The sequence below is a fragment of the Paracoccus sp. N5 genome, assembly GCF_000371965.1.
In the GTDB taxonomy this organism is placed as follows: Bacteria; Pseudomonadota; Alphaproteobacteria; order Rhodobacterales; family Rhodobacteraceae; genus Paracoccus.
The window spans coordinates 1,977,807-1,996,340 of sequence record NZ_AQUO01000001.1 but is presented as its reverse complement, the minus strand read 5'-3'; the positions used below and the strand labels follow the sequence as shown (position 1 = coordinate 1,996,340).

The window sequence follows — 18,534 nt, the reverse complement described above, 5'->3', positions numbered from 1 at the left end:
ACATGGTAGCGTCCGCGCCATGAGGGCCACAACCGAAAACACGCCGGATCACGACAATGCACCGCATTTCGCGGCCAAGCCTGACCTTTTGGACAGCCCGTGCCGCAGCGCGGCATCACCCCCGCCGCGCCGCGCCCGGCGCCAAAGCCGCCCCTGCCCCCGAATCAAGACGGCAGCAACCCTGGCACGAGCCCGATGACGCCCTGCACCATCATCCTGCCCGCCCATGACGAGGCGGATTACATCGACGCCTGCCTTGACCACCTGCTGGCCCAGGACCATGCCGGCCCGGTGGCCGTCGTGGTCGTGGCCAATGGCTGCGGCGACGACACCGCCGCCCGCGCCCGCGCCCGGGCGCCGCAATTCGCCGCGCGCGGCTGGTCGCTGCGGGTCGAGGAACTGGCCCAGGGCGGCAAGATCGGCGCGCTGAACCATGGCGACGCCTGCGCCGGGCCGGGGGTGCGGCTCTATCTGGACGCCGACATCCACATGGGGCCGCGGCTGCTGTCGGGCATCATGCGCGTCCTGGACGTGGCCGAGCCGCGCTATGCCGGCGGCCGGCTGGTGGTGGCGCCGGCGCGCAGCCCTGTGTCGCGCGCCTATGCGCGGTTCTGGCAGAAGCTGCCCTTCGTCGCCCAGGGCGTCACCGGCGCCGGGCTTTTCGCGGTGAATGCGGCCGGCCGGGCACGCTGGGGGGACTTCCCGCAGATCATCTCGGACGACACCTTCGCCCGGCTGCAATTCGCGGAATCCGAGCGGTTCCTGGTTGACGAGCCCTATCAATGGCCGCTGGTCGAGGGCTTTTCGCCGCTGGTCCGGGTGCGGCGGCGCCAGGACATGGGCGTGGCCGAGATCGCCCGGCGCTTTCCCGACCTGCCCGCCCGCCAAGGCCACGTCCGGCCCGGCCGCGGCGCGCTTTTGCGGCTGGCGGCCGCCGATCCGCTGGGCTTCGCCGCCTATGCCGCCGTCGCCCTGGCCGTGCGGCTGGGCCGCAACCGGCAGGGCTGGGCGCGCGGCCGCTAGTCGCGAAACGCCTGCACCGTCTCCCAGGCCAAGCGCTGCAGGACTTCGGCCTGGGCCCGCGGCACCTCGGGGTAAGGCCCGCCGCCGCCCGGGATCTGGTTGGTCAGGCCGACCGGGCTTTTGCCGGTCAGCGCGGCATAGTGGATCATGGCGATGTAATAGAAGCCGCCCGCCTCGGTCGGGTGGATGTCGTCGCGAAAGAAATCGCGGATCGAGCGCGCGCCCGGCACCTGTCCGGCCGTGATGGCGTCATGCAGCCGCACCATGCCCAGCCCGGCCGGGATCAGCCGCATCGGCTGGGCGCCCGCCGGCCGGTCGCGATTGACCTCGGCCAGGATCTGCTGCCATTTCGGCAGGTCCGCCAGGATGCGGTCGCGCCAAGGCCGGGTCGAGCCGGGCTCGATATAGTCCCAGGTCTGGTAAAGCCAGGGCTGCACCTCGGGATTGCCCTGCCGCGCCAGTTCCAGCCAGCGGGCGGCATAGCCGGCGCTGTCGTGATATTCCATCGCCGGCCCCAGCGGCACCCGCTCGGTCAGGACCAGCGTGTCGACGGGATGATTCGGCAGCCAGGCGCGCGCGTCGACGCCCTGGGCATGGCGCGACTCGGTCCATTGCAGCTGCAACGGGGCGCCGTTCAGGATCTGCATCTCGACCGGCCGGCCCAGCAATTGCTGCATCATCCCCGGCACGGTCGGGCTGACCAGGCTGTGGCCGATGTAAAGCGCCGAAACGCCTTCGAGCAGAAATTGAAATAAGCCGGGCATTATTCAACCGAAGGTTGCCATATTGGACTGGCCGAATATGGCATGAAGGAATTGAACGCACCATCATATTCAACCCACAGTTGCCGATGAAACGGTTTATCCGCGTTCCTGTTGTGAGGCGCTTAAAACCTCATGAAACGCTAAGGAAAGTTGACCCGAGGGAAGGCGGACGGGATCGGCGGGAAATCCGCCACAAGCTATTGAAAACAAACAAACCTATACTTTTCGTCAGTCGGCCGTTTCGTTCTAGTTTTATTAAAATGCAAGGCTATACTGCCGCTTGTAGTGATTAGGACGGGTTTATCATGCGGCACAGTGCAGATTTCCATATCGAGTCGATTGATTCGGTGCTGCAAGCCTCCCCCAACAGCGCAGCCATTGCAGAGCCCACAGGGATCAGTTCATTTTATGCACGCTTTTTGAAGCGCCCGCTGGACATCGTCGCGGTGCTGCTGGCGGCGCCGATCGTATTGCCGCTGGTGCTTCTGCTGGCGGTCGTGATCCTGTGGAACGGCGACAGGCCCTTCTACACGCAGCTACGCGTCGGCCGCTCGGGCCGCAGCTTCCGGCTGTGGAAGCTGCGCACCATGGTCGAGGACGCCGACCTGCGCCTGGCGGAATATCTGGCCGCGAACCCCGAGGCCAAGGCCGAGTGGGATTCGACCCAGAAGCTGAAGCAGGATCCGCGCATCACCAGGACCGGGCATTTCCTGCGCAAGACCTCGCTGGACGAGCTGCCGCAGCTGTGGAACGTGTTCCGCGGCGACATGAGCGTGGTCGGCCCGCGGCCGATGATGCTGGAACAGGCGCAGCTTTACCCCGGCGCGGATTACTATCACCTGCGGCCGGGCGTGACCGGGCTGTGGCAGATCTCGGATCGCAACGACAGCACCTTCGCCGCCCGCGCCACCTTCGACGCGCGCTATGCGGCCGATCTCAGCCTGACGGGCGATCTCGGCATCATCGCCAAGACCGTGGGCGTGGTTCTGCGCTGCACCGGATACTGAGACGGCTCAGCCCCGCCCGGGCTGCATGCCGTGATGATCGAGACATCTGGCGCGCCGCCATGCGACGAACAGCGTGGCGGCGGTTCCGCTGACCGAATACAGCAACAGCCCGCCCCAAAAGGACAGGTCCAGAGCCCATACCCCGACCGCCGTGCTGAACAACGCCACCGCGATGCCTATGGTCAGAATCCCGATCAGGGGTTTTCTCCACAAAATTCCATGCTCTCCTGCCACAATAGTGCCAAATAAAACCCGAATCGCCAGATAAACTTTGGTCTGGCCCAAGCTGACTACTGCATATCCGCTCATTCTTTACTAAAAATCAGCATAATCCAGCCGAAATGCCGCAAGATCCTCGCGGCGATATGATTTTTTTCTTGAAGGGACGGGCACTTGCGAATCGGCTATCTGGTCAACACCTACCCCCGTCCCTCGCACAGCTTCATCCGGCGCGAGATTGCCGCGCTCGAGGCTCTGGGGTTTGAGATTCACCGCATGGCGATGCGCGGCGATGCGCAGGCGCTGAGCGATCCGGCGGACCTCGCCGAACATCAGCGGACCGAGCGGGTGCTGGATGCCGGCGGCAAGCGGCTGCTGCTGGGCCTGGCACGGCAGGCGCCGGGCCAGTTGCGCGCGGCGTTGCGCCTGGCACGGCAGCGCGCCAAGGCCGGCGAATCCAGCCTGGCCCGGCAGATGATCTACATGGCCGAGGGCGCTTATGTCGCCGCCCGCGCCCGGGCGCTGGAGCTGCGCCATATCCATGCGCATTTCGGCACCAATTCGGCCCGCGTCGCCGCCTATGCCCGGATCTTCGGCGGCCCGCCCTTCAGCTTCACCGTGCATGGCCCCGAGGAATTCGACAATGTCCAGCCGCTGGACCTGGGCGGCAAGCTGGCGCTGGCGGATTTCTGCGTCACCGTCAGCAGTTACGGCCGCTCGCAGATGTATCGCTGGGCGGCCCCGGGCGACTGGCCCAAGGTGCGGGTGGTGCATTGCGGGCTGGACCTGACCCGCTGGGCCGAGCCCGTCCCCCTGCCCCCGGGCCCGTTCCACATGGTCGCCGTCGGCCGCTTTGCCGAGCAGAAGGGGTTCGGCCTGCTGATCCGCGCCTTCGCCCTGGCCTGGCGGCAGGATCCGGTGCTGCGGCTGTCTTTGGTCGGCGACGGCGAATTGCGCCGCCAGATCGAAGAGCTGATCGCCGCCGAGGGCATGGGCCAGGCCGTTACCCTGCTGGGCTGGCAGGACGAAGCCGGCGTGCGCGCCGCGATGAATGCCGCCCATGCGCTGGTCACGCCCAGCTTTGCCGAGGGCCTGCCCGTGGTCATCATGGAGGCGATGGCCTGCGCCCGCCCCGTCATCGCCACCTCTATCGCCGGCATCCCCGAACTGGTCCGCCCGGGACATGAGGGCTGGCTGGTTCCCGCCGGCGATGCCGAATCCCTGGCCGCCACCATGCTGGACGCCGCCGCGACCCCGGCCGAGCGCCTTGCGGCCATGGGCGCCTCGGCCCGGGCCCGGGTCTGTGCCCGGCACGACATCGCGGAATCGGCGCGGCTTCTGGCCCAGTGCTTCAGCCGTTCCACAGGCTGATCGCCAGCCAGCAGCCGGCCGCCCGGCCCCAGCGCCCGCCGATCAGCCGGTCGCCCAGGCAGCCGCGAAACCGCGCGCCGCGCAACACCAGCGGCACGTCGCGGAAATCCAGCATGCGGCCGGTCAGCGGGTATTGCGCCTTGAACATCGCCTCCTTGGCGCAAAAGGCCAGCAGCGGCGGCAGGCCGTCCGGCGCGCGCCAGGGCATCACCATCTCGCCCAGCCCCTCGGGCGGCGCGCGGTCGCAAGGCTCCAGGTCGATCCCCGGCCCCGGCGCCCCGGCGGGGGCCGCGACCGCGATGCAGTAATCGCCGCTATGCGACAGGCTGGCGCGGATGCCCGGCGGCAGGTCGGGCTGGCGATCCGGCCGCATGGCGATGGGCCGCGCGGCGGGCAGGTCGTGCCCGGCCGCGCGGATCGCCGCACGCAAGGCCATGCGGCCCAGCGCGAACTCGCGCCGGCGTTTCGGCACCGCGCGCGCCACGGCCTCGGCCTCGGCCGGCAGCAACGGCGCCGGATCTGTCGCCAGCGGCAGCACCGCGCAAGCATAGCCCTCGGGCATGAGGCTCAGCGCCAGCGCGCGCAGCGCCTCGGCCCCGCTCAACGCCCGCCGCGCAATTGCGCCCGCAGCGCCCGGCGCCGCGCCATGGCATCGTCGCCAGCCGCGGCCGCCGGCTCGGGCACGGCAACCGGCGCGGCGGCGGCCGCAGAAACCGGCGCCGCCGCGGCCTGGTTCGCCGGCGCCAGGCCCGCGACATGCTTGACGAAATCCGCCAGCACCGGGAAGCGGAAGATGTCCGTCACCCCCAATCGCGGCAGCGCCAGCCGGTCGCGCATGGTGCGATGCAGCTGGATCGCCAGCAGCGAATGCCCGCCCAGCGCAAAGAAATTGTCGCGCGGCCCGATCTGCTCGACCCCCAGGGTCTCGGCCCACAGCGCCTGCACGGCGGCGGCCAGATCCTCGCTCGGCGCGGCCGGGGCGGCGGCAGCCGCCGCGGCGGGGGTGGCCTCGATGGCCGCCCCCGGCGCCACCATCGGCGCGACAATCGCCCCCGGCACCGGCAGCTGCTTGCGGTCGATCTTGCGGTTCGGCGTCAGCGGCATCTTCTCCAGCCGGACGATGCGGCCGGGCACCATATGGGCCGGCAGATGCGCCAGCAGCGCCTCGCGCAGCGCCTTTTCCGACAGGCTGGCATCGCCAGTGACATAGCCGACCAGCCGCTTGTCGCCGGGCACGTCCTCGCGCACCAGCGCCACCGCCTCGCGCACGCCGGGCTGGTCGGCCAGCTGCGCCTCTATCTCGCCCAGTTCGATGCGGAAGCCGCGCAGCTTGATCTGGTGGTCGGCCCGGCCGATGTAGTCCAGCCCGCCATCCTCGCGCCAGCGCACCAGGTCGCCGGTGCGATACATGCGCGCGCCCCAGGGCGCGGCGCGATCCGCCGGCACGAAGGGATCGGGCCGGAACGCGCCCGCAGTCAGGTCCTCGCGCTGCCAATAGCCGCGCGTGACGCCATGGCCGCCGATCCACAGCTCGCCCTGCGCGCCCGGAGGCACCGGCACCTGATCGCCGTCCAGCACGTAAAGCTGCGTATTGGCAATCGGCCGGCCCAGGGTCACCTCGGCCGCATCGGTCAGGTCGGCCACCGTGGACCAGATCGTGGTCTCGGTCGGGCCGTACATATTCAGCACCCGCGCCCGCGTCGCCGCCTTGATCTCGGCCAGCAGCGAGGGCGGCAGCGCCTCGCCGCCGACCATCACGCATTTCAGCCCCGCCATCGCCGCCGCCACCTGCGGGTCCGAGACCAGGATGCGCGCCATGCTGGGCGTGCATTGCAGATGCGTCACCTTCCAGCGCCGGATCTGCGCCGCGATCGAGAAATCGCGCGGGTCCAGCGCCACATCGGCCGGATTGACCGCCGCCCGCAGCCGGGCCAGCATCGGGAAACCGGCCATGACCTGGTCCGGCGCGATGCCATAGTCGATCAGGCAGGCCACCTCGCCCACGCCGATGGTCTTCAGCTGCTCGACCCGGGCGATGGCATCCTCCATCGAACCGAACAGGCCCGAATCCTCGAAATAGCGCAGGAAGGCGAATTCCAGGATGCCGTCCAGCTCGTCCTCGCTGAGCGTGCCCAGGTCGATGGCCATCGGGTTGGTCATGCCCGCGGGCTTGCGGAAGGCCGGGAAATCCCAGGCATATTGCTTGACCAGCGCCGCCGCGCTGCGCAGGTAGTTCTTCATCGGCTCGCGGGCGATCTCGCGCGTGGTCTCGCGATCCTCGGCCAGGCAGGTGTGCAGCATCAGCGTGACGGTGAAATGCGCCGGGTCATGGCCGGCCTCGCGCAGCGCCGCGTGATAATCCTTGATCCGGGCCGCGACCGTGTCGATGCTCTGGCCCAGGAGGTGGGTCAGCACGTTCATGCCCAGCCGCCCGGCCTCGATCCAGGTTTCCGGGTTGCCGGCCACGGTCAGCCACAGCGGCAGTTCCTTCTGCACCGGGCGCGGCTGCGTCACCACGCCGAACGTGCCGCCGCCGGCGCGCGGGAAATCGACCTTTTCCCCGCGCCACAGCCGGCGCAGCTGCTCGACGCCCTGGATCAGCGCCGCCTTGTTGTTCGGCGGCGCGTTTTCCGGGCGCAGCACGAAATCGTCCGGCTGCCAGCCCGAGGCGATGGCCAGCCCGGCCCGGCCCGAGGTCAGGTTGTCGATCACCGCCCATTCCTCGGCCACGCGGGCCGGGTGGTGCAGCGGCAGCACGCAGCTGCCGGCGCGGACCGAGATGTTCCTGGTCACCGCCGCCACCGCCGCGCCGGAAACCGCCGGGTTCGGATAGGGGCCGCCAAAGGCGTGGAAATGCCGCTCGGGCGTATAGACGGCGACGAAACCGTTCTGGTCGGCGAAACGCGCACCCTCCAGCAGCAGCCGGTATTTCTGCGGCCCGGGCCCGTCGTCATTGCCCCAGTAGAACAGGCTGAAATCCATGCCGCCCTGCACCTCGGCGCGCGGATGCGCCGGCGCGCTGGACACGGCGAGCCGCGACTCTTCGCCCGCGATCACCAGTTTCAGGCCACGCGCCAGCGACCAGAAGATCTCCAGCACCGAGATGTCGAAGGACAGGCTGGTCACCGCCAGCCAGGCATCGCCCTCGGCATGCGGGATCACCGCATCCATGCCGGCGAAGAAATTGGCGACATTGCGATGCTCGACCATCACCCCCTTGGGCCGGCCGGTCGAGCCGGAGGTATAGATCAGATAGGCCAGGTTTTCCGGCCCGGCATGGTTGACCGGCGCCGCGACCAGGCCATGCGGCAGGTCCGAGGGGATGGCCACCACCTGCGCGCCATGCGCCGGCAGCTTTTCGGCAAGGCCGTCCTGGACCAGCACCACCCGGGCGCCCGAATCCTGGATATAAAGCTCGATGCGATCGGCGGGGTAATCCGGGTCCAAGGGCACATAGGCGCCGCCGGCCTTCCAGATCGCCAGCGCGCCGATCACCAGCTCGGGCGAGCGTTTCGCGAACAGCCCGACCGGCTGGTCGGGACCGACACCCATCGCCACCAGCTTTTCGGCCAGCGCATTGGCGGCGCGGTCCAGCTGGCCGCGGGTCAGGCTGTGATCCTCGAAGGCCAGCGCCACCGCATCCGGGTTCTCGCCGGCCTTCTCGGCGATCAGCTGGTGGATGCAGGCCAGCCGCACCTCGGCCTGGGTGGCGTTGCGGGCGACCAGCAGCGCCTCGCGCTCGGCGGCATCCATCAGGGGAATGTCGCGCAGCGCCGTCGTTCCGGGCAGCGCCAGCCCGGCATCCAGAACCCGGGCCAGCCTTTGCGCCTGCGCGGCCGAGACGCGGGCCGGATCGTGGTCCAGCCAGGCGCCGGCTTCGGTCAGGGTCACGGTCAGCGCCGCGCCCGCGACCGGGCCGCGCGCATCGAGGCTGATCGCCAGATCCGGCACCGCCACCTCGCGCAATTCCGGCGCGCGATGCAGCAGGTCGGCCAGGAAGAAGCCCCGCTTCGCCTGATCGGCGATCTGGCCCGAGATCGCGGCCCCAAGCTCGGCCAAGGTCTGCGCACCACCAAGCGCCACCGAAAGCGGCTGCCAGTCGGCGACGATCCCCGCCGCCTCGGGCTGGCCCTCGGGCCGCAGCGCCAGGTCGCATTCCGCCTGCCCCGCCAGCCGCGCCAGCAGCGAGGCGGCCAGCGCGATCCGCTCGGGCCCGGCGCCGGGCAGCAGCGCCACCCGGGCGCGCGCCTCCGAGCCCTCGCCCGGCAGCACCGCGGGGTTCATCGCCGCCAGCCGCTTGCGCCACCAGCCGTCATGCCGCGCCGCCTGCGCGCCCAGATCGGTCAGCCGCGCGCGCTCATCGGCGGCCAGCGCCGGGATCACCGCACCGATCGGCGGCAATGCACCGCGGAAGATCAGCCGCACGGCCGCATCGCCGGCCGCGATGGTGGCAATATCGCCGTGATGCGCCAGCACCGTGCCCGGCGCGGCCGTCGCCGGCTCGGTCCCGGCCGAGGCCTCCACCGCCAGCACCCGGCCATCCTCCAGCCGAACCTTGGCCTCGGTCAGCGGGTTCCAGTAGCCGCCATGGTCAAGCCCGCGCACCAGCGCGCAGATGCGCCCGGCGGGCTGGGCAAAGTCGATCAATCCCGCAGCCTCGGGGCGCTTGTCGCGGCCGACATAGCTGCGCTGCGACAGGTCCTGTTTCACCCGCTGCGGCCCCGCCCCTTCCAGCTGGGCCAGCACATCGGCGAAACTCTCGGCGCCGCGGGCAAAGCAGCGGGCATTCAGCGTCAGGGCGGTGTCGTCAGGGCGCAGGTCGAACAGGGTCTGGGACAGGATGTCGCCCTCGTCCACGCCGCCCTCGATCATGTGCCAGGTGATGCCGTGCTGCGGCTCCTGCCCGATGATCGCCCAGACCGGCGCGTTCAGACCGGCCAGCCGGGGCAGCGGGCCGTCATGGAAATTGATCGCGCCCCGCGTCCCGCGCGCCAGCATCTCGGGGCGCAGGATCGACAGGTTGGCGACGCTGAACAGCCAGTCCGCCACCGGCGCACCCGGCGGCACCGGCGCGTCCTGGTCCTCGACCGTCAAACCGGCCCCCATCGCCCAGTCGCGCAGGTCGGGATTGCGCGTCACCACCGCGATAATGCGATGGCCGCGCGCCAGCAGCGTCTCGGCCGCGTGGCGCATCAGAGATTCGTTACCCACCAGAATCGCGGAAAACTGCGTCATGGCTTACCCTTTTCAACATGCACGGGCTTTGGCTGCAAACGAAGCGCGTGGCGCGTCAGATGCGACAGATGACCCTTGGGCCCATCCGGCCTGCGCCCCGACAACAGACAGCGCAGGCGAAACACGCCCGCGCCCCCCAGATGCGCGATCGTGGCCCAAAGCGCGCCCGACCGCCCATGGTGTTTCTCGAAATAGCGGCGCCGGGAATCGTACCAGTAATCCGGCGCGCGCTTCCATTCCTTCATGCCGGTGCTGACCGAACCGATATGCAGCACCAGGCTTTCGACCACGTAATGGGTCTGCCAGCCCGCCAGCGCCGCGCGGCGGCACAGGTCGGTTTCCTCGTAGTAAAGGAAGAACCCTTCGTCGAAGAGGCCGATTCGGTCCAGCACGTCCATGCGGATCATCATCGACGCCCCGGCCGACCAGTCCACGCGACCCGATGTCTCGGGCTGCGGCAGCGCCACGATCTTGCGCCGCAGCAGGCGCGAGATCGGGCCGGTGCGGCTTTCCGATTCGAACTCGGCCGCTGCCGAGGGAAAGCGAAAGGCGGTGCTGTGCGGCACGTCGTCGGTGCCGCGCAGGCGCGAGCAGGCGATGCCGGCCTCGGGATGCGCGCCCAGGTAATCGACCAGCGCCCGGATCGCGCCCGGCTGCGCGATGGCATCCGAGTTCAGCAGATAGACCAGGTCCGGCCGCCGCCCGTCCGGCAATCCCTGGCGGATGCCGTGGTTGTTGCCGGCGCCATAGCCGCCGTTCCAGCCCGATTGCACCACCGCGACCCGGTCGGCCGGCCAGCCGCGCGCGGCGACGCCGGCCTGCAATGCCTCGAAACTGCCATCGCCGGAATCATTGTCGACGATGGTCACGCCGCCCTCCAGCCCCTGCATTTCCCGCATGGCGGATTCGGCGGCCTGCAAGGACATCTCTGGCGTGCGCCAGTTGAGCACGACGACCTGGACGCTGGGATTGCCGTTCATGGTCACTCTGCCGCCTTGACGCTGGAGGGCGCGGCATCGGCCTCGCGCAGGATCTCGCGCAGGACCGAGGCCATGCGCCGCACATTCGGCTCAAGCACCATGGAATCATGGTCGCCTGGCACCTCGATCACCCGCAACTGCGGCATGTAGGGCGTCCAGCCGTTGTCCTCGACGACATAATCGCGGCCCGAGTTGATCCAGCGCCCGCCGGTCACCTTCCAGCGTTTGTCCAAGGGCGGGCGGAACATCGCCACCGGCCCGTCCCATTCCGTCACCTGCATCCCCGGCAGCGCGGCCAGGAAGGCCGCCTCGATGGCCAGGTCGTGGAAGGCGCCCGTCGCCTCGGCCGAAACCTCGGCCTCGACCGCCTTGGCCTTGCTGCGGCGCTGGAATTCATAGGCCACGCGGTCGCGCAGCCATTTCCAGACGAAGCCGGGACCGCCCTCGCGCAATTCGCCCAGGCGGATCGCCAGCCGGTCCTTGCGGCTGACCGGCTCACGCAGCGGCAGGGGCGTGTCGAGCATGACCAGCATCGCCACCTCCTCGCCCGCCGCGCGCAGCTGCCGCGCCATCTCATAGGCGGTCAGCCCGCCACCCGAGAAACCGCCCAGCAGATAGGGGCCGTTCGGCTGCACCTGGCGGATCTCCGCGATATAGTCGCGCGCCGCCTCGGCAAAGCTCTCATGCGGCTTGTCGTCGCCCAGAAGCCCGCGCGCCTGCAGGCCATAGAAGCGGCGGTCGGCGCCGGTGCGCTGCGCCAGTTGCCGCAGGTTCATGATATTGCCGAACATGCCGGCGACGATAAAGAAGGGCGTGCCGTCGCCGCGCCCGCCCATGTCCACGACAAAGCGGAAGCGCGGTTTCTGCGACACCGGCAGCTTGGCCACGTTGTCGGGCGAAACCAGCTCGCGCGGGCCGGTGCGTTCCTCGACCAGCGCGGCCAGGCCGGCGATGGTCGGCGCCTCGAACAGGGTTGAGATCGGCAGGTCGACGCCGAATTTCTTGCGCAGCTGCCCGAACATGCGCACCGCGATCAGCGAATGCCCGCCCAGGTCGAAGAAGCTGTCCGCGGCGCCGACTTGGGCGATGCCCAGCAGTTCGGACCAGATCGCCGCCAGTTCGGCCTGGGTGCCGGGTGCCGGCGCGACGAAATCGCTGTCGAGGTCGGGACGCTCGAAGCCGCCCTCGCTGGGCGCGGCATCCTCGACCACGCCGGCCTCGAGGATCAGCGCGTTCAGGTCCAAGGACGAGACATAGACCTGCGCCAGCCCGGTCGAGATCGCCCGGCTCAGCATCGAGGGGCCGATGGCGGCCGGGATGCCCTGGCTGATATTGTGCTGCAAGCGCCGCTCGGCCGGCGACAGGCTGCGCGGGGCGGCCGCCCGCTGCGGCTGGGCCGAGAGCGCCGCCGACAGCTTCCTCAGCGCGAAGCCCTTGATTTCCGCGACAATCGCGCCGTCCGGCCCGGCCAGGCTGATGTCGAACTGCGCCATGCCCTGGGCATCGCTGTTCTCGCCCGCGTTGCGGATGCGGCTGGTGACCTGCGCCGGCAAGGGCGCGTAAAGCCGGATCGAGCGATAGCCCATCGGCACCCACAGGTGATCGGGCGACCAGCCCTTGATGAGCGCCATGGCCCAGCCGGTGGCGATGTCCAGCAGCGCCGGATGCGCCAGCCACTCGCCCGCCTCGCCGGCGAATTCCGGCGCCAGCGACAGCTCGGCCAGGCCCTCGCCCTCGGCGATGCGGAAGCGGCGCAGCACCTTCCAGCGCGGACCGAAAGCCATCTGCCGTTCCTGCGCCGAAGGCAGCGCCGCGCCCTGCCCGTCCTGGTCCCAGCCGCCCGCAACCGCCAGCGCCTCGGGCGCGGGCGCGGCCAGGCCCGCGACCAGCGCGGTGACGTTCGGATCGCCCTGCGGGTCGTCCAGGATGTCGATGCGCATGGCATCGCCCTCGGGCGTCACCCGCGTCGTCACCATGGCCTTGTCCGTCACCAGCAGCGGCCGGCGGAATTCCAGGTCGCGGATCACGATCGGCAGCGACAGGCCGGATTCCAGCGCCGCCTCGCAGACCAGCTCGATCCAGCCGGTGCCGGGCATCAGCGCCTGGCCCGCGGCGGTCTTGTGGCCGCCGATGATCCAGTCCTCGATCCGCAGCGTGCTGCGGAACTCGCGCCCGCCCGGAACCGGCAGGCTGTCATCGAGCAGCGGCCGGCCCTGCGGCACCGCGACGACCGAGGCCGTGTCCAGCCCCATCGCCCGCGCCGCCATGCCGGCATCGGCCCAGACGCCCCAGTTCACCGCCACCACGCGCCCCAGCGCCGGCGGCGCCGCGCGCGCCACCGCGTTCAGATATTCGTTGGCGGCGACGTAATCCGCCTGCCCCGCCGGCGCGATCACCGAGGAGGTCGAGGCAAACAGCACCGTCAGCTTGGCCGGGTTGTCGGCCAGCGCCAGGGTCAGCGCCCGGGTGCCCAAGAGCTTCGGCGCCAGCACGTCCCAGGCATCGTCGTCGGTCTTGGCGGCAATCAGGCCGTCGCGGATCACCCCCGCCGCATGCAGCACCACGTCGAGGCTGCCGAAGCGCGCCTTGGTCTCGGCCACGGCCCGGGCCATGTCCTCGGGGCTGGTCACATCGGCGCGGATCGCCAGCACCTCGGCTCCCAAGCCCTCCAGTTGGCGGACCGAGGCCAGCACGGCCGGGCTGTCCACCCGCCCGCGCGTGGTCAGCGCCAGCTTCGCGCCGCCGCGCCCGGCCAGCTCGCGGGCAATGGCCTGGCCGATGCCGCCGAAACCGCCGGTGATCAGGCAGGTCGCCCCCGCCGGCACGCCGGCCATGCCGTCATCGGCCAGCGCAACCTTTTCAAGGCCTTGCTCGAAGCGGCGCCCGTCGCGCCAAGCCGCAATGGCCGCGCCCGAGGGCGCCAGCGCCTCTTCCAGCAGGTTCGCGGCCAGCGCGTCCAGCGCCTTCGGCACCCGCACATCGACCAGCCGGGCGCGGATGTTCGGCATCTCATGCGGCATGACCCGGATCGGTCCCGCCGCCGTCGCCTTCTCGGGGCTGGGCGCCGGCTCGTCCGCGACGCGCAGCGCGTCGTTGCATACCGCGATCAGCTCCAGCCTGGCCTCGGGCAGTTCCGTGCCGATGGCCTGCGCCAGGTGCAAGAGCCCGAAGAAGCCGCGCTCCAGCTGGCTGTTGAGCAGGCTCGAGCCGGGGCGGAACTTCGCGCCTTGCGTCACCGACCACAGGTGCAGGATGCGCTCGGGCACCATGTCCTGCGCCGCCAGCGCCGCCAGCAGCATCTCATAGCCCTCGCGGTCGGATTCGACCGGCAGCAGGAAGCGGCCCTCGCCCCCGGACACGGTCTTGTCGGCGAAACTGTCGCCGATACGCACCTCGGCCACGCGCTGGCCGCGGGCGCGCAAGGCCGCCGCCACCCGCTCGCCCAGGCCCAGCTCGTCGACGAAGACCAGCCAGTTCTGCGCGCCCGTCGCCACCGGACCCTGCGGCCCGATCTCGATATTCGGCGAGGCGAGCTTCCAGGCCGGGCGCCAGCCCCATTCGGCGGGTTCCTCGATCCGGGCCAGCTCGTCGGCCACGTCCGAGGCCACGCTGGCGGAACGCTCGATGAAATAGCGCTTGCGCTGGAAGGCATAGCCCGGCAGCGACAGCCGCCGGCGCGGGGCCTCGCCCCAGATCTGGCCCCAGTCGATGGCGCCGCCGCAGGCCCAGAACCGGGCCAGCGCGGCCATGAAGAAGCTGTCATCCTCGGTCGCGTGGTCGCGGTGGCGCAACGTGGACACCACCTGATGCGCCGCGACGCCCGGGTTGGCCTTGGCCATCGCCTGCATGGCGCGGCCCGGCCCGACCTCCAGGAAGACCCGCCCCGGCACCTGCGCCAGATGCGCGATGCCATCGGCAAAGCGCACGGTGCCGCGCAGATGCGCGACCCAATAGTCGGGACTGGTGGCCTCGGCATCGCTCAGGGGCAGGCCCGAGCGGTTCGAGATGATCGGAATGCGCGGCGGGTGCAGCGGGATCGAGGCCAGATAGGCGCGGAATTCCGCCATCACCCCGTCGAGCAGCCGCGAATGCGCGGCGATGGAAATGGCGATGCGCTGGCATTCCACCTCGCGCGCCGCCATCTTCGCGGCGAATTCGTCCAGCTTCGCGTCCGGCCCCGAGACCACCGCCATCGACGGCCCGTTGACCGCCGCCAGGTCCAGCCCCAGCTCGGCCAGCTCGGCGGCGAAATCCTCGGGCTCCAGCGGCACCGACAGCATGCCGCCCGCCGGCACCCGGTCCATCAGCAAGCCGCGCAGCCGCACCAGCCCGATGCAATCCTGAAAGCTCATCACCCCGGCGATGCAGGCGGCGGTGTTCTCGCCCATGGAATGCCCGATCAGCGCCGCGGGCTGCACGCCCCAGCTGATCCACAGCTGCGCCAGCGCATATTCGGTAATCATCAGCAGCGGCAATTGCAGCGAGGGTTGCAGCAGCCGCCGGTCCGCCTCGGCCTCGGCGCCCGGCTCGGGCAGCCACAGCGCCCGCAGGTCCACGCCATGCGCGGCCGCCATATGGTCCAGCCCGCGATCCATCCATTCGCGGAAGGTCGGCTCGGTCTCATAGAGCCCGCGCGCCATGCCGGCATATTGCGCGCCGCCGCCGGGCAGCATGAACACCGCCTCGGCCGGGTCGCCGACCGGCTGGTGGTCGAAGACCAGCCGCGGGTCGGGATCGGCCAGCAGCGCCGCCGCCTGCGCGGCGGTTTCGGCAACCAGCACCCGGCGCCGGTCGAACTGCCGCCGGCCCTGCGTCAGGGTGAAGGACAGGTCGGCCAGGTTCACCTCCGGGTTCGCCGCCAGCCAGCCGGCCAGCGCCGCCGCATTGGCATCCAGCGCCGCCTTGCTGCGGCCCGAGACGGCGATGATCTGGAACGGCCAGTCCGATTCGCCCGAAGGCTGCGCCAGCGGCGGCTCCTGCACGATCACATGCGCATTGGTGCCGCCGACGCCCAGCGAGTTCACCCCGGCCCGGCGCGGCCCCGGCAGCGGCCAGTCCGAAAGCCGGTCGTTGACGCGGAACGGCCCGCCCTCGAAGTCGATGGCCGGGTTCGGCGCCTCATAGCCCAGGCTGGCCGGGATCTGGCCGTGATGCACCGCCAGGGCCGACTTGATCAGCCCCGCGCTGCCCGCCGCCGTATCCAGATGGCCGATATTGGTCTTGACCGAGCCGATATGGCAAGGCCCCTGCCGCGTGCCGTCCGAGACCCGCGCGTAGGCCTGGTTCAGCGCCGCGACCTCGATCGGGTCGCCCAGCGCCGTGCCGGTGCCGTGGCATTCGACATAGCCGATGCTGTCGGAACTGACGCCGGCCATGACCAGCGCCTCGGAAATCGCCTGCGCCTGGCCCTCGACGCTGGGGGCGAGATAGCCCGCCTTGGCGGCGCCGTCGTTGTTGATGGCCGAGCCCTTGATGATCGCCCAGATATGGTCGCCATCGGCAATCGCGTCCGCCGCCCGCCGCAGCGCCAGCACCGCCGCGCCGCTGCCGAAGACCGTGCCCTGCGCCCGGTGGTCGAAGGCGTGGCAATGGCCGTCCGGCGACAGGATCTCGTTTTCCTTGTAGAGATAGCCCAGCCCGTGCGGCAGCTCGATGGTGACGCCGCCGGCCAGCGCCATGTCGCATTCGCCCGAATTCAGCGACTGGCAGGCCATGTGGATCGCCACCAGCGAGGTCGAACAGGCCGTCTGCACATTGACCGAAGGCCCCTTCAGGTCGAAGACATGGCTGACGCGGGTCGACAGGAAATCCTTGTCGTTGCCGGTATGGCGCAGCAGGAAATGGCCGACGCCATCGACCAGGTCGCGGTTCGAGCACACGTTCCAGTAGTAATAGCTGCCCGCGCCGCAACCGGCCCAGACGCCGATATTGCCGGCGAAACGCTCGGGCACATGGGCGGCATCCTCCAGCGCGTGCCAGCAGGTCTCCAGGAACTTGCGGTGCTGCGGGTCCATGATCGCGGCTTCCTTGGGCGAGAGGCCAAAGAATTCCGCGTCGAATTCGTCGAACTGCCCCAGGATCGCGGCCGAGGGCACGTAATTCGGATCGGCCATGCGCGCCCGCGATTCCCCGCGCGCGATCAGCTCGGCCTCGGGCAGGCGCCGGATCGACTCGACGCCCCGACAGAGGTTGTCCCAGTATTCGGCCACGCCCGCCGCGCCCGGCAGTTGCGCGGCCATGCCGACGATGGCGATGTCACTGTCCTCAACGACGCTCTTGTCGAAGGCCATGGGATGCCTCTTTTCAACTCGTGGAAACCCCCTGCGGGGCCTAATGGCTTAACAACTGGCAGGCGTATTCGGCATAGCCAATTCGGGGCCGCGCACCAACCTATAAAACCGTTTGAATGCCTGCCTTTTTAGGCAGAATCCGTTCGTTCAGCGGCAGGTCGGCATCATCCGCGACACCCTGCCGCAGCCTGTGTGCATTGCCCAGCAGAGCGCCCGCCGTCAGCCAGGTCAAGGGCGTGATCGTGGCGTTCGGGATCAGGTCCAGCAGATTCATCGCCAGCATCAGGGACAGCGTGCCCAGCACGACCAGCTCGCGCTCGCGCGGCGGGTGGCGGCCGCCGGGCATGGCGCGCAGCATGGCGAAGATCGGCGTCAGCAGCAGCAGGAACTGCGCCAGATAGCCGAAGATGCCGCGCGCGCCGATCCAGATCACCCATTGCCCGTCCGGGACCGAGGCCAGCTTGCCGTTGTAGAGGTCGTAAAACAGCGGCCGCCCCCAGCCGCCCCAGCCGAAGACCGGCCGCTCCATGGCGCGCTCCAGCAGCGCCTCCTCGTTCATCAGGCGGAACTCCAGCGACCGGCCGCGCTCGGGCGAGATCGACATGGCCAGGTCCACGATGCCCTGCAGCGGCATCCACGAGGTCGTGCGCAGCGTCGGATAGGAAAAGGCGATGCCCGCGACCAGGGCCGCCGCCAGCACCATCAGCCGCGGCCGGGCAAAGGCCACCAGCGGCGCCGCCATCATGGTCTGCAGCAGCGCCCCGGCCGATTTGCACAGAAAGACGATGCAGCCCAGATAGGCGGCGATCAGCAGGTTGCGCCGGGTGCGGTCGTTGCGCCAGATCGCGATCGCCGACAGGAAGGCGGTCATGGTCATCAGCGCCACCCACAGCGGATGCTCCAGGAAGACGATGGGCCGATAGCCGCCATAGCGGATGGTCTGGATGAAATCGTGCTGGAAATAGCCATAGACCCAGACGTTGATCTGCGGGCTCATGCGCAGCTCGATCAGCATCGGGATGGTGTAGCACAGCACGCCCAGCACCAGGGCGCGGATCCAGAGCTCGGCCCCGCGCGCGTTCCAGAGCAGCTTGTAGCCCATCAGGAACGGCAGCAGCAGGATGAATTGCAGGATCAGGTCGGCCACGCCCTGGCTGACCGACATGGCGGGCCGGTAGTTGATGCCGTCGATCAGCGGGTCGGGATTGGTCAGCGCCGTCAGCACCGGCGCGGCAAAGTTCATCGCCAGCAGCACCGCCACCCAGGCGCCCATGGGCGGCGGCGGCGGTTCGTCCCGGGCACGGTCCTTGGTGACGAACCAGACCATGACGGCGGCGGCCATGGCCGGGATCATGTGCTTGTTCAGGCCCGGAAAGGCCGGCAGGTCGATCTCGACCAGCTGCGGCAGGATCAGGTAGCCGGCGAAGATCGACCAGATCAGCGCCAGCGCCCGCTCCTTGCGCGAGAACAGGATGCCGACCACCACCGGCCAGCTCAGCAGCACCATCAAGGCCAATACGGGCATGGCCTGCCTCCACCAGTCACGCGGCGGGCGCCGCTCTTTGCCAGGGGCCGGGAAGGGCGTTGCAATCGCCGCGCCCAGGCCACATCCTGCCGCAAATTCCGGCCGGACCCCGAGGCGCAT

General features: G+C 69.8%; 10 protein-coding genes. 3 read left to right on the top strand and 7 right to left on the bottom strand.

Annotated elements, in window-relative coordinates:
* Nucleotides 1-195: 195 nt before the first annotated feature.
* On the top strand, nucleotides 196-1,023 hold the full coding sequence (locus PARN5_RS0110025) for a glycosyltransferase (RefSeq protein ID WP_017999641.1): 828 nt from the start codon (nucleotides 196-198) through the stop codon (nucleotides 1,021-1,023).
* Here the strand turns inward: PARN5_RS0110025 and PARN5_RS0110020 are convergent.
* Nucleotides 1,020-1,787 carry a hypothetical protein gene (locus PARN5_RS0110020; RefSeq protein ID WP_017999640.1) on the bottom strand — a complete coding sequence of 256 codons (768 nt, stop codon included), beginning with the start codon at nucleotides 1,785-1,787 and terminating at the stop codon, nucleotides 1,020-1,022. The genes PARN5_RS0110025 and PARN5_RS0110020 overlap by 4 nt on opposite strands.
* 419 nt (nucleotides 1,788-2,206) lie before the next feature.
* On the opposite strand from PARN5_RS0110020, the gene PARN5_RS0110015 reads away from it, so the two are divergent.
* On the top strand, nucleotides 2,207-2,794 hold the full coding sequence (locus tag PARN5_RS0110015) for a sugar transferase (protein ID WP_017999639.1): 588 nt from the start codon (nucleotides 2,207-2,209) through the stop codon (nucleotides 2,792-2,794).
* A 6-nt stretch (nucleotides 2,795-2,800) separates the two neighbouring features.
* Here the strand turns inward: PARN5_RS0110015 and PARN5_RS0110010 are convergent, their stop codons facing one another.
* Nucleotides 2,801-3,079: a hypothetical protein gene (locus PARN5_RS0110010; protein ID WP_232419328.1), complete on the bottom strand. Its 279-nt coding sequence runs from the start codon at nucleotides 3,077-3,079 to the stop codon at nucleotides 2,801-2,803.
* A gap of 108 nt (nucleotides 3,080-3,187) precedes the next feature.
* On the opposite strand from PARN5_RS0110010, the gene PARN5_RS0110005 reads away from it, so the two are divergent.
* Complete coding sequence (locus PARN5_RS0110005) at nucleotides 3,188-4,384, top strand: glycosyltransferase (RefSeq protein WP_017999637.1); 1,197 nt, start codon at nucleotides 3,188-3,190, stop codon at nucleotides 4,382-4,384.
* Here PARN5_RS0110005 and PARN5_RS0110000 read toward each other — a convergent pair.
* The 5 genes from PARN5_RS0110000 to PARN5_RS0109980 all read right to left on the bottom strand — a co-directional run bounded on the left by PARN5_RS0110000 (nucleotide 4,365) and on the right by PARN5_RS0109980 (nucleotide 18,414).
* Nucleotides 4,365-4,988 (bottom strand): 4'-phosphopantetheinyl transferase, encoded by a 624-nt coding sequence (locus PARN5_RS0110000; RefSeq protein ID WP_017999636.1) that lies wholly within the window; start codon nucleotides 4,986-4,988, stop codon nucleotides 4,365-4,367. The two genes, PARN5_RS0110005 and PARN5_RS0110000, sit on opposite strands and share 20 nt — an antisense overlap.
* The gene (locus PARN5_RS0109995) at nucleotides 4,985-9,619 is read right to left on the bottom strand and encodes a MupA/Atu3671 family FMN-dependent luciferase-like monooxygenase (RefSeq protein WP_017999635.1); all 4,635 of its coding nucleotides are present in this window, start codon (nucleotides 9,617-9,619) and stop codon (nucleotides 4,985-4,987) included. Before PARN5_RS0109995 ends, PARN5_RS0110000 begins: the two co-directional genes overlap by 4 nt.
* On the bottom strand, nucleotides 9,616-10,599 hold the full coding sequence (locus PARN5_RS0109990) for a glycosyltransferase family 2 protein (RefSeq protein WP_017999634.1): 984 nt from the start codon (nucleotides 10,597-10,599) through the stop codon (nucleotides 9,616-9,618). The genes PARN5_RS0109995 and PARN5_RS0109990 overlap by 4 nt, the downstream gene beginning before the upstream one ends.
* A 2-nt stretch (nucleotides 10,600-10,601) precedes the next feature.
* A complete protein-coding gene (locus tag PARN5_RS0109985) occupies nucleotides 10,602-16,889 on the bottom strand; it encodes a type I polyketide synthase (protein ID WP_017999633.1) in 6,288 nt (2,095 codons plus the stop codon).
* A 100-nt stretch (nucleotides 16,890-16,989) separates the two neighbouring features.
* The gene (locus tag PARN5_RS0109980) at nucleotides 16,990-18,414 is read right to left on the bottom strand and encodes a hypothetical protein (protein ID WP_026155321.1); all 1,425 of its coding nucleotides are present in this window, start codon (nucleotides 18,412-18,414) and stop codon (nucleotides 16,990-16,992) included.
* Nucleotides 18,415-18,534 lie beyond the last annotated feature (120 nt).

What these genes read in the sequence shown, in the direction of transcription:
- PARN5_RS0110025 (WP_017999641.1), top strand. Translation starts at nt 196, where the DNA reads ATGACGCCCTGCACCATCATCCTGCCCGCCCATGACGAGGCGGATTAC.
- PARN5_RS0110020 (WP_017999640.1), bottom strand. Translation starts at nt 1,787, where the DNA reads ATGCCCGGCTTATTTCAATTTCTGCTCGAAGGCGTTTCGGCGCTTTAC.
- PARN5_RS0109995 (WP_017999635.1), bottom strand. Translation starts at nt 9,619, where the DNA reads ATGACGCAGTTTTCCGCGATTCTGGTGGGTAACGAATCTCTGATGCGC.
- PARN5_RS0109990 (WP_017999634.1), bottom strand. Translation starts at nt 10,599, where the DNA reads ATGAACGGCAATCCCAGCGTCCAGGTCGTCGTGCTCAACTGGCGCACG.
- PARN5_RS0109985 (WP_017999633.1), bottom strand. Translation starts at nt 16,889, where the DNA reads ATGGCCTTCGACAAGAGCGTCGTTGAGGACAGTGACATCGCCATCGTC.
- PARN5_RS0109980 (WP_026155321.1), bottom strand. Translation starts at nt 18,414, where the DNA reads ATGCCCGTATTGGCCTTGATGGTGCTGCTGAGCTGGCCGGTGGTGGTC.